This is a genomic window from Photobacterium sp. OFAV2-7 (genome assembly GCF_022347985.1).
Taxonomy (GTDB): domain Bacteria; phylum Pseudomonadota; class Gammaproteobacteria; order Enterobacterales; family Vibrionaceae; genus Photobacterium.
Genome location: NZ_JAKRFQ010000066.1, coordinates 1 through 11,384 on the forward strand (window position 1 = coordinate 1; position 11,384 = coordinate 11,384).

An 11,384-nucleotide genomic window follows, 5' to 3' on the forward strand; every position below is an offset into this window, starting at 1 on the left:
GCAACCGCCTGCAAAGTAACAGAGTCGCGGCCATGCAGTACGAACTGGCGCCACGGACTGTCACTGCCGTAGACTTCCAACCCCTGAGCATCGTACCAGTAGAAGCGGTATTGCAACTTCATATCCGAATCGACTTTACTGGTAACGGGTACACCCGCCTTCATCAAGCCGTTCGCTTCAGCAACTATCGCCTTCTCGATTTCAATCTGGCCTGCCAGCGATGAGTTGCCAATCACTACGTTTTGGTTGCTGCTTTCAATGCTGATCCCCGATGTTGTCGACGAACAGGCGGAAAGCGCCAGCGCGAACACCAAGACAGAAATATATTTCATCATTAACTCTCCCCTAACAATACCGACCACCAGCTAAGCTGATTTCCCTGACGGGAAACCCAGACCATTGTGGTTCGTCCTGCCGCAACCTTGATGTCCAGGCTCTGGCCGCTCCAGCTGAGTTTATGTGTCCCTGCTTGTAAATCAGTATGATACATACTGATTGAAGATGGTAGAGATTGCCAGCTTCGGGTATCCGGTTGCTCGGTCAGCGTATTAAAAATGTTGGCGAGCACATTGCCCAGTTCATTGCCATTCTTCGCTGCCGACTTCCTGACTTCATCTTTCGCCAAAACCCGCAATGCCTGGCGGACAACAATCACCGGCAGCTCTTCGTTCAGGCTGTTCCTGGCCATATTGTCGACGTTCGCCAGCTCACTCCCGTTAACGGGCTTATCATCGAGCACCAATGTACTCATCGGCGAACGAGTGGAATTCCGGTAGTAAGGCAATGACAGGTTATAAATCACCCCGTCTCCGCGACTGTCCTGCAGCCACAGAGGTAAGCGCCATCCGTCTCGGGCCAGAACAACCCCCTGTTCGTCCAGAATTACCACCCGGCCTTCTCCCGCCTTGGCCGGAGTGTATTTGCCATACCGCGCCTGCAGCCGGGTAAGATCCTCGGTCATCTGCATTCGCGTCGCCAGCCGCAATACGGTATTGGCGATATACATATTGTTCGGTGCGACCGCCAGGGCCCGCTTATAGTCTATATAGGCACTGTTCAGGTCACCGTCGGCCTCATACAAAATACCCGACAGGTAAAACAAGTAGCCATTTTGTACATTGGCGAGCTTCTCCCCGGCATCCGGGTAACGGGCCAGTACGGCACCGAGATTCTGGTTCAGCCCCTTGCGCTGTGCTTCCTGCGCCGCCTGACCAAGCTCAGCCTCGCGCAGTTTCTTGGCCGCTTCCTGAACCTGGTTGGCTCGTCGTACCTCAACCAGCGCCCCTTCCAGATCCTTTTGTTGGATATAGTTAAGAGCAAGATAAAGGTGCATAAAACCCAGCTCGTAATCCGCGGGCTGGTAGGTGATCATATTGTCATTGGTCAACAGTGCTCCGGCCTGATTCAGGCCTTCGGACAGCTGGATAACTGCCTGGCGCTGCTGCTCTTTGACCGCCATATCTGCACGCTGAAGCGCGGCAAAACTGTCCGGGTACTGCCCGGCAACAAAATTCACCCGTCCCCGCTCCATCCCGTCAAGGATATCTCCTGCCGGGGCATCAGGGAGGGCTTCGACCGCCTCGGTGTAATTACCCTGCTGCAGGGCTTGGTGAACCTGCGCATTCGACGCGCTGTAATGACTGAATAAACTCTGAGTCGACAAGTTCGCACAGGCCGTTATGCTCAGCGATAACATCAGCACTGCGGCACGTTTTAGCATTGTGTTAGTAACCCATTTTCAAGAACAAAAAAGTCTGAGTGTTCATGGTAAGAGAACATAATCCACTCAGACCTAGCCCAGCAATAATAGTTCCCGCGGCTATCACGGCGATCTATTGTTACTTACCCAACCAGCATCGGGCCTAATGGACGACCGGCAAGAAGGTGCATATGAATGTGGTACACTTCCTGACCGCCATGCGGGTTGCAGTTAACAATCAGGCGGTATCCATCCTCAGATACCCCTTCTTTCTCTGCCAGCTTACGTGCAACCGTAAACAGGCGTCCCATCATGGCTTCATCATCCGCTTCAACATCATTGACCGTAGGGATAAGCTTGTTGGGAATAATTAGGATATGGCTTGGCGCACGCGGATTAATATCCCGAAATGCAGTCACTAAATCATCCTGATATAAGACATCTGCCGGAATTTCCTTACGAATAATTTTACTGAAGATAGTTTCTTCTGCCATATCATGCTCCATTTACTATGTTGTGTCTCAGGTTATCTCCTGTTACTGGAGTATGCTTGAGTCCAAACTATAGAGCAATATTGAACACCGTTTTAAATCATTAATCCAGTAAATATTTCATAAATTAAGTTATTTTTTGATGCCGCCGTCAAAGTATGTAGTGCAGAATTTCATTTATCATTTGCTGCTACTGCTCCTCCCCATGGCAAGATGCTAGAGTGGTATGTGTCGATTTTGTCTTTTTTAGTACGCTTTTTTTGCTACTTAAAATTACAACATCACAATTTATACGAAGGTCAATAACATAATTACAGCTTCGTATTAATGTACTTTATGTGGGCTTGCTGTCGCCCACGTTTGCCAGAGTTTAGGGATATTATGAAGACAACAAGACAGACCTCTGTCATTCGACGTATGTACACTGGTTTTGCGGTGATGGTCATACTGTTTGCTGCAACCATTTTTCTGATGCTGGATGGAACAAACAGGATCCACAACCAACTAAAAACGGTCACATCTGATGCCCTACCGCTGGTGTCTACCGCCAACCAGACCAGTGTTCGACTTCTTGCCGCCGACAAAATCTTCAAAGACTTTCTCACCAGCCAGAATCCGGAACGGATGAAGGCCTACGAAGAAAACTTCAGTCAGGCCCACACCGCCTTTATCGCAGCACTTGATCAGCTCCGAGAAGCCGCGGCGGGTAATGATGCCCTAAGCACCCAATTGAGCGAGCTTATCGCCCTTGAAGAACGGTATTTTTCTGAAGCCCATGTCGCCATGGATAACTATCGTGCCCAGTTGCTCGCACAGGAAGCACGGTTGCAGTCAGCACGCCGTTTCCAGCAGCTCCACAACGAGCTAAATACACGGATGAAAGAGTACATCGAAGATCAAAGCAGTATTTCTGTCAAAATGATCGCGAAGAACTATTTCATCAAGCTTCGCCAGACTGAAACCATCACCTCTGACGCCCTGGCGACAGATAACATCACAGTCATCGAGAAAGCCGTCAAAAGCAACAAGCGAAACGTCAACCACCTCGGTAACGCCTATCGCTCACTGACCTCACTGATTCCGGAACTCAAAGGGACTTTCGACAAATCGATCGCACAATACACCCTTGATATCGGCAAGTCCGGCGGCGTGCTGGATGTGCACTTCCGCTACATTGAAGCCCGCAACCGCCTCTACGACAACATCGCAACACTGGCTGCTGAAATCGATCAGGCCACCAACCTGCTCGATACCTTCAGAACCAAGGCCGATGATTACATGGAGAACGCGATCGCCAATGCCGACAGCGCCTATAGCCGTGGGCTGACCAATGCCATTCTGATTGGTATCGGTGCAACCCTGTTCGCCGTTTTCATCGGCTGGTATCTGGCGCAAAGTGTCCGCAAGCCGCTTGAGTCAACACTTAAGACTTTGGAAGCACTCACCAAAGGTGATATGACCAAACGTAGCGACAACAACAATTTCGTCGAATTCAACAAACTCAGCCGTCATATCAATACACTGGCTGATAATCTACAAGAGGTACTGGGCAAGCTCAGCGAGGCATCGCAGGACCTGACATCGGTTGCCGAGGAAAACCAGTCAACAACCACCGAAGCCAAAAACCGTCTCAACGAGCAACGACAACAAACGGCTTCTGTTGCCACTGCCATGACCGAGATGGAACAATCTGTGACTGATGTCTCACACAGTGCACAAAACACCATGGAGCGGGTACACGAGGTAGAGAAAGCCTCCAACACCGGTCGCGAAGTCATGAGTCGCAATATCAACACCGCCCACCAGCTCTCCGAGCGTCTGGACGAGTCTGTGAATGCGGTATCAAAGCTTCAGGAGATGAGCAGCAGTATCGGTTCAATTCTGGATGTTATTCGCAACATCGCCGATCAAACCAACCTACTGGCACTGAATGCGGCCATTGAAGCAGCTCGGGCCGGCGATCAGGGTCGCGGCTTTGCGGTCGTGGCCGACGAGGTTCGCGTACTGGCCAAGCGTACCACCGACTCGACAGCGGAAATTGAAACCATGATTCAAAGCCTGCAGTCACGCTCCGGTCAGGCGGTATCGGTGATGCAAAGCTGTGTTAGTGAGATGGAGAATAGTATTAGCCAAGCTTCGGATGCCAATAGCGCGATGGAGGAAATTCAGGCAATCATCTTCGAAATCAGCCAGATGAGCTCGCAAATCGCCCAGGCCGCCGAAGAACAGCGTACTACCACGGCCTCCATAGCCCGTAGCCTGGAAGATATCAGCCATATTGCTGACTCCAACTACAGCTCAATGGAAGAAGTCGCCGAAGCCAGCAGCAAGCTCGATAGCCTCGCTCACCAGCAAAATGATCTGGTTATGCGATTCAAGCTGTAACTTCGATACATCTACGACAACAATCACTAAAGCCAGCATCATTGCTGGCTTTGATTTATCAACAGGAGTTATCAGCCCGAACCAATTCACAACTGAGAACCAAAAAGTGCAAACGATTGCGTTTTAAATCATCAACTGGTTACTTTGTTTGATCATTGCGCTTTACTTAAGGTAGGGATGCTTTTAGAATCGGGCAAATTTTTTGGGAGGGAAGCAATTATGACGACAATTTCGATTACACGTCCTGATGACTGGCACACGCACTTACGTGATGGCGAGGTATTAAAAGATACCGTCCGTGATATCAGTCAGTATATGGGGCGGGCAATCATCATGCCGAACCTGGTTCCACCGGTTACCGATACTGACGCTGCATTAGCCTACCGCGATCGTATCCTTGCCGAAAAACCTCAAGGCAACTTCTCCCCTCTAATGACGCTATACCTCACCGACAACACCTCCCCTGAAGAAATTCGTAAAGCAAAAGCCACCGGCCACATCTATGCGGCAAAACTCTACCCGGCAGGTGCAACCACCAACTCTGATTCCGGCGTGACCTCCATCGACAAGCTAATGCCGACACTTGAGGCAATGCAAGAGGTCGGTATGCCTTTGCTTATCCATGGTGAGGTAACTACTCACGATGTCGATATCTTCGACCGCGAGAAGACGTTCCTTGATACGGTACTTGCCCCGATTGTCGAGCAGATGCCGGACCTGAAGATTGTTGTCGAGCACATCACAACAAAGGACGCCGTTGAGTTCGTTACCAACGCCGGTCCTAACGTGGGTGCGACCATCACTGCCCATCACCTGATGTTCAACCGCAACCACATGCTGGTTGGCGGGATCCGTCCGCATTTCTACTGCCTGCCAATCCTAAAGCGCAACATCCACCAGCAGGCACTGATTGAAGCGGCGACCAGCGGCAGCCCTAAATTCTTCCTCGGTACCGACTCTGCCCCTCACGCCCAGGGTCGCAAAGAGTCAGCCTGTGGCTGTGCCGGCTCCTACACCGCACACGCTGCTATTGAACTCTACGCTGAAGTGTTCGAGCAGGCAGGTGCACTGGATAAACTTGAAGCCTTTGCCAGCTTCAACGGCCCTGACTTCTACGGCCTGCCGCGCAATACCGATACCATTACCCTTGCCAAAGAGAGCTGGACCGTACCGGAGACCATGTCCTTCGGCAGTGACGTAGTCGTCCCTATCCGTGCCGGCGAAGAGATGAACTGGAAAGTTATCGCCAGCTAAACGGCCGATAACCATGCTCTGTCATGCAGGGCAAGACAACCAAACAAAGAAGAGGGCTCCCGCGGGAGCCCTTTGATTATCTAACCACTAGAGTTGAGTGGATACTGCGCCTAAGCCGCCTGCGGTACTTTCAGGTGATGGAACATCCGGTACAAAACCGGTACCACAATCAATGTCAGCACTGTTGCAAAGCCCAACCCGAACATGATCGTTACCGCCATCGGCTTGAAGAACACATCCGGCAGCAGCGGGATCATCCCCAATACCGTGGTAATAGCCGCCATACACACCGGGCGAACACGGCTTACGGCCGCATCAACCACCGCCTGATACTTCTCCTTACCGCTGCTGATTTCAATCTCGATCTGATCGAGCAGAACGATACCGTTTTTGACCAGCATGCCCGACAGACTCAAAAAGCCCAGCAGCGCCATAAAACCAAACGGCGTATTCAGCAACAGCAATCCTGTCGTCACCCCGATAATCGCCAGCGGCACTGTCGCCCAGACAATCACGGCTTCCTTAACCTTGTTGAACAAGAAGATGGTGATCAAAAACATAAACAGATAACCCATCGGCATGGTCTGGAATAGTGACGACTTGGCATCGGCCGACGATTCATACTCACCACCCCACTCCAGAGAATAACCCGGAGGAAAATCCAGTGCTTCGATTTTAGGCTGGATACGCCCCTGCAGAGTCGCCGCCGTTTCATCACCCAAAGGATCAGGATCGGCCATGATAGTCAGCATTCGCTTACGGTTCTTACGCACCACCAGCGGATCTTCCCAGATGACATTCACTCCAAGCATCACCTGCTGGATAGGAATGTAGCCCTGAATGGCCGGACTCCAAATCTTCATCCCTTCAATAGTACTGACATCCACCCGCTCTTCATCAGGCAAACGCGCCACAATCGGCATTAGGTTGGTACCGTCACGATAGAGGCCGACAGACAAACCGGAAAACGCCATCTGCAATAGATCATCGACGTCAGACTTGGTGATGCCGTAACGACGGGCCTGACTTTCATTGAAGATAGGCTCAAGTACCTTGGTCCGTTCACGCCAGTCATGGCGCACGTTAAAGGCTCCGGGATCGGCACGCATGATGTCTATAGCCTGCTGGGCCAGGCTACGGAGCACTGTCGGATCAGGGCCTACCAGACGAGCTTCAATCTTAGAGCCTGACGACGGACCAAGCTCTATACGCTTAAGCTTGTATTCTATGTCCGGGTGCTTGGTGTCGAGCTCGTCGCTAACTTTTCTCAGCATCGGCATCACGTCGTCATAACTGTTAACGCGAATAATCAGCTCGCCATAGGCCGCATAGCTTTTTTCCGGCGAATAGGTCAGCATAAAACGCTGTGCCCCTTTGCCAGCACTGGATGAAACGTGGCTGACGTTCTCCTGTTGGCTGGCCCACTCTTCAAGCTCGTGCAACTTATCGTTGGTCGAACGAATGTCTGTTCCTTCCGGCAACCACACATCAACCATGAACATCGGTGTTGTCGATGACGGGAAGAAGGCCTGCTTCAGCTGCGTAAAACCATACAGACTTGCACCAAGCATCGCGATCAAGACAATCACAGTCAGCCACGCATTCCTCATGCAAGCTTCCAGCGCTTTCTTGTATGTGACAAAAATAAACCCTTTGTACGGGTCATCATCCTCACCATCGCCATTACCTTTATTCTTGACGCCCTTAAAGAACAAGTCGGCAAAAAACGGGGTTAGCGAAATAGCTGTAAACCAGCTCAGCATCAGAGAAATCAACAGAACACTAAACAGGGTGGCACAATATTCACCGGTCGAGTCTTGCGACAATCCGATAGGCGCAAAAGCGGTAACCGCGATAACCGTGGCCCCCAGTAGCGGCCATTTGGTCTGGGTAACAATATCGGACGCGGCCTGCATCCGCGTCCGCCCTTTCTGCACCCCGATCAAAACACCTTCTACGACGACAATGGCATTATCTACCAGCATCCCCAGAGCGATGACCAGAGCCCCGAGCGATATTCGCTGCAAGTCGATCGCCATCCAGCTCATAAAGACGAAGGTTCCCAGCACGGTTAACAACAAGATCAAACCGATCAGGATGCCCGAGCGAAGTCCCATAAAGAACAGCAGAACAACAATAACAATCGCTACGGCCTGACCAAGGCTGACAATGAATCCCTTGACGGACTTATCAACCTCATCAGGCTGGCTGTAGATCACGCCAATATCAATCCCGACAGGCTGCTGCTCTTTCAGCTCGTCCAGACGGCGATAGACTCCTTTGCCGATTTCGACTACGTTGACACCCTCGACAAACGATATGCCGACGCTCAGCGCTACCTTACCGTTGTAGCTCAACAGGTTATCAGGCACCTCTTTGAACCCGCGCTTGATTTCCGCCACATCACGCAGGTAAATCAGCCCTTCGGCACCGCTTTCGGTAATAATCAAATCACCCAGCGCATCCACATCAGTGAACTCACCGGTCGGGTGGACACGAATATACTCGGTCCCGATTTTGACCGCACCTGCGCTTGAGACTAAGTTCTGCGTCGCCAGGGTGTTGTAAATCGTCTGTGGCGAAATACCCAGGCTGCTCAGCCGCTGCAGAGAGATTTCGATAAACACCTGCTCTTGCTGGGTGCCCGTAACAGAGACCTTAGCGACCCCGTCTACCAACTCAACCTCACGACGAAGATAGTCGACATAGTCATTGAGTTCTTTGTACGAATACCCGTCACCCGTGATTGCCAGCAAAATGCCGAACACATCACCGAAGTCATCAATGACTGACGGCTCTGCAACCCCCGGAGGAAGATTCGGTTCAAGATCATTCACCTTGCGGCGCAACTCATCCCAGATCTGCGGCAAGTCATCAGGGCCGTAATTGTTCTTCATTGTTACCGTGATCTGTGACAATCCACGACTGGAGATGGAATTGACTTCATCCACATAGGCCAGTTGCTGGATTTCCTTTTCAATCGGATAGGTCACCTCTTCTTCGACCTGAAGCGGGGTCGCCCCCGGATAGGCCGTCACCACCATAGCGTCCTTGATGGTAAATGCCGGATCTTCCAAGCGTCCCAGGCCAAAGAAGGCCATGGTCCCGCCAATCAGGAAGATCAGCGACAGCATCCAGCTAATCACTTTGTTTTTAATAAAATAGGCTGCGATATCTTGTTTCATTATTGTTCAGCCTCCTTGGCAATCACGTCCACCTGCTGACCTTCTCGCAAACGGTTTCCGCCCGCTACCACGATAGTTTCCCCTTCCTCAAGTCCCGCCAGCAAACGAACACCTTCAGGGACAACTTTATCGGTTACCACGCGGCGCTTGGCCACTGTATTGCCGTTATTGACCACCCAGACAAACTTTTCTTTTGGTGACAGACCATCGCCATCTTCATTGAAAATGGCCTCCAACGGGATCACAGGCTCACCCTTTCTGTAGATTTTCAGTTTTTGCGCATCGGCCCGAACTTCAACAGCCATTCCGTCAAGAATGAAGCGGTCTTCGGGCATAGGCATAGTCAAGGTAACCAGGAACGAACCTGATTCCGGATCCGGCTCTGTGGTAAATTCTTTCAGGGAGGCCCGGTACTCTGCGCCATCATCAAGCACCACCCGCGCACCAGGTTTGGATTCTTGAATATCAACGGCAGAACTTTGGGAATAAATGAGATCTGGAGCCTGGATCAAAATATCGACACTTTTGGCACTATGAATATTCATTACCTGCTGGCCTACCTGGATATTCTCAAACTGCTCAATAGGCACCCGTGAAATCACCCCGTCAAAAGGCGCGGCCAGCTTGGTGAACGTGAGATTCAGCTTGGCAATATTGAGTCTTGCAAGAGCAATCTTACGCTGCGCTCTCAACTCATCAAACTGCGACTGGGCCAGGAAGCCTTTATCAACCAGCTTGGCCGAGCGTCGGTACTGACTGTCGGCAACATTGTATTTCGCTTGTGCATCATCAACTTCCAGCTGATAATCCGTTGGATCCAGCTCGGCAAGCAATTGGCCTTTTTTGACAAAATCCCCCGGACGAACTGCAATACGGGTTACCTCGCCCTGAATTCGAAATGACAGGCTGGATTTATCCGCCGCTGCTGCCACGGCAGGAAAGGTCAGTTGCGGTGCGGCCTCAGCCAAGGCAACGACATCCACGCTGACGGGTTGTACAACTTGTCGCTCTTCTACCACAGGCTTTTCACAGCCTTGCAGTGTGAAAACCGCCCCTAGCGCCAGTGTGATTAAGGATAGCTTTTTCATCTTACAGTCCTCGCTCCTTAACCCAGGCACGCACTTTCTGGCCTTCCTGAAGTTCACCTACGCCAGAAATCGCAATCTGATCGCCATCATTTAGCCCGGCAACCACACGTCCCTTATCATCCAGCTCAACTTCGGTCTTATGGGCAATGCCGGCTTCATCGACATGCCAGACATAGGTTGCACTTCCCTCTCGAATAACTGCCCGCTTAGGGATTGCCCCCGAATTACCTTTCGGGATCGCAATTTTCACCAGCCCCGCCATTCCTGGAAGAATGTTCTTGCCTTCCGGGCGTTCCATAAACAGCGTCACTTTATAGCTCGACGTTGTGGGATCGGCCTCGGTATCTATTTCTTTAAACTCTGCCGGGTAGACTTCGCCTGGAATCGTATCGAAAATGACACTTGGCTGAGTATCTGACTGACCCTGATAGCGGGCTAAAAGGTGTTCAGGCAACTGGAAGGTGACATTGATCAGACCGGCGCTCTGGATATGCATCACCGGATCTTTGGCCATGATATATTCATAGTTCTCAATCAGTGACAGTGATAGTGTCCCGTCATAGGGAGCAACCAGGGTGGCATAGCCCAAGTTAGATTTTTGCTTGCTCAAAGCAGCCTTGGCCTGTTTTAACTCCGCCTTGGAGGTATCGAAATCCAGCTCTGACACGACATTAGTTTTTCTGAGTTCCTGATCTCGCTTGAACTGCACATAGGCCAGTTCATAATTCGCCTGCGCCTGCTCAACCAACAACGTCAGTTCATCTGGGTTCAAGCTGGCCAGTTTTTGTCCCCGCTTAACGTCTTCACCCGGGTTAACATCCAATGAAATAACCTGCCCTGACACCCTGAATGCCAGCACCGCCTTGTCACCAGCCTCAACCGTGGCCGGAAAAGTTCGGAAGGTTTCATTATTACCGACAGATACCGCCTGAAGTTTCACCGGCCTCGATTCCGGTTCAGGTACCTCTACCTCTTTCTCACCACACCCTGACACTAGCAAGCCAGAGATAACGGTCGCTAATAGCGCGCGCCTCATACAACCTCTCTAAATTATTATTGTCTGCTTTCATTTATTCTTCTGGTGTTAAGCGCAAGAACATCAGCCGCTGCTACATTCACAACAAAAAGCCTTTGGCCACAAGATACTAGTGTAGCCAATAAAACGACACAGAAACCCAACAAACCACGAAAAAGAAGAAAAAACAATTCATTAAGCCAAAGCGCCGGACCTTACCAAGTCTTGGGGGTATAAACTATTTACCGGGGTAATATTTCAGAGAAA

Annotated in this window: 8 protein-coding genes; 2 read left to right on the forward strand and 6 right to left on the reverse strand. The window is 51.0% G+C overall.

All coding sequences use genetic code 11. The annotated features are described in order from the left end of the window. The 3 genes from MHN01_RS06675 to hinT form a co-directional block, all read right to left on the reverse strand. Positions 1–332: YcfL family protein (locus MHN01_RS06675; RefSeq protein ID WP_239410601.1), on the reverse strand; the 332-nt coding region annotated here is incomplete at its 3' end. Between the two features lie 2 nt (positions 333–334). Further along, positions 335–1,720: a COG3014 family protein gene (locus MHN01_RS06680; protein ID WP_239410602.1), complete on the reverse strand. Its 1,386-nt coding sequence runs from the start codon at positions 1,718–1,720 to the stop codon at positions 335–337. Between the two features lie 122 nt (positions 1,721–1,842). Further along, positions 1,843–2,193: a purine nucleoside phosphoramidase gene (gene hinT, locus MHN01_RS06685; protein WP_160648204.1), complete on the reverse strand. Its 351-nt coding sequence runs from the start codon at positions 2,191–2,193 to the stop codon at positions 1,843–1,845. Between the two features lie 378 nt (positions 2,194–2,571). Between hinT and MHN01_RS06690 the strand changes: the two genes are divergently transcribed. After that, complete coding sequence (locus tag MHN01_RS06690; protein WP_239410603.1) at positions 2,572–4,575, forward strand: methyl-accepting chemotaxis protein; 2,004 nt, start codon at positions 2,572–2,574, stop codon at positions 4,573–4,575. A gap of 219 nt (positions 4,576–4,794) precedes the next feature. Continuing rightward, positions 4,795–5,829 carry a dihydroorotase gene (gene pyrC / locus MHN01_RS06695; RefSeq protein WP_239410604.1) on the forward strand — a complete coding sequence of 345 codons (1,035 nt, stop codon included), beginning with the start codon at positions 4,795–4,797 and terminating at the stop codon, positions 5,827–5,829. A 110-nt stretch (positions 5,830–5,939) separates the two neighbouring features. Here the strand turns inward: pyrC and MHN01_RS06700 are convergent, their stop codons facing one another. The 3 genes from MHN01_RS06700 to MHN01_RS06710 are packed head-to-tail and all read right to left on the reverse strand — an operon-like array spanning position 5,940 to position 11,138. After that, positions 5,940–9,014, reverse strand: coding sequence for an efflux RND transporter permease subunit (locus MHN01_RS06700; RefSeq protein ID WP_239410605.1), 3,075 nt, complete (start codon positions 9,012–9,014; stop codon positions 5,940–5,942). Beyond that, the gene (locus MHN01_RS06705) at positions 9,014–10,102 is read right to left on the reverse strand and encodes an efflux RND transporter periplasmic adaptor subunit (protein ID WP_239410606.1); all 1,089 of its coding nucleotides are present in this window, start codon (positions 10,100–10,102) and stop codon (positions 9,014–9,016) included. The genes MHN01_RS06700 and MHN01_RS06705 overlap by 1 nt, the downstream gene beginning before the upstream one ends. Before the next feature lies 1 nt (position 10,103). Then, positions 10,104–11,138, reverse strand: a complete 1,035-nt coding sequence (locus tag MHN01_RS06710) for an efflux RND transporter periplasmic adaptor subunit (RefSeq protein ID WP_239410607.1) — start codon at positions 11,136–11,138, stop codon at positions 10,104–10,106. Between the last annotated feature and the right edge of the window lie 246 nt (positions 11,139–11,384).

Coding starts and splice junctions, on each gene's coding strand:
- MHN01_RS06690 (WP_239410603.1), top strand. CDS start 2,572: ATGAAGACAACAAGACAGACCTCTGTCATTCGACGTATGTACACTGGT.
- MHN01_RS06710 (WP_239410607.1), bottom strand. CDS start 11,138: ATGAGGCGCGCGCTATTAGCGACCGTTATCTCTGGCTTGCTAGTGTCA.
- MHN01_RS06705 (WP_239410606.1), bottom strand. CDS start 10,102: ATGAAAAAGCTATCCTTAATCACACTGGCGCTAGGGGCGGTTTTCACA.
- MHN01_RS06700 (WP_239410605.1), bottom strand. CDS start 9,014: ATGAAACAAGATATCGCAGCCTATTTTATTAAAAACAAAGTGATTAGC.
- MHN01_RS06680 (WP_239410602.1), bottom strand. CDS start 1,720: ATGCTAAAACGTGCCGCAGTGCTGATGTTATCGCTGAGCATAACGGCC.
- pyrC (WP_239410604.1), top strand. CDS start 4,795: ATGACGACAATTTCGATTACACGTCCTGATGACTGGCACACGCACTTA.
- hinT (WP_160648204.1), bottom strand. CDS start 2,193: ATGGCAGAAGAAACTATCTTCAGTAAAATTATTCGTAAGGAAATTCCG.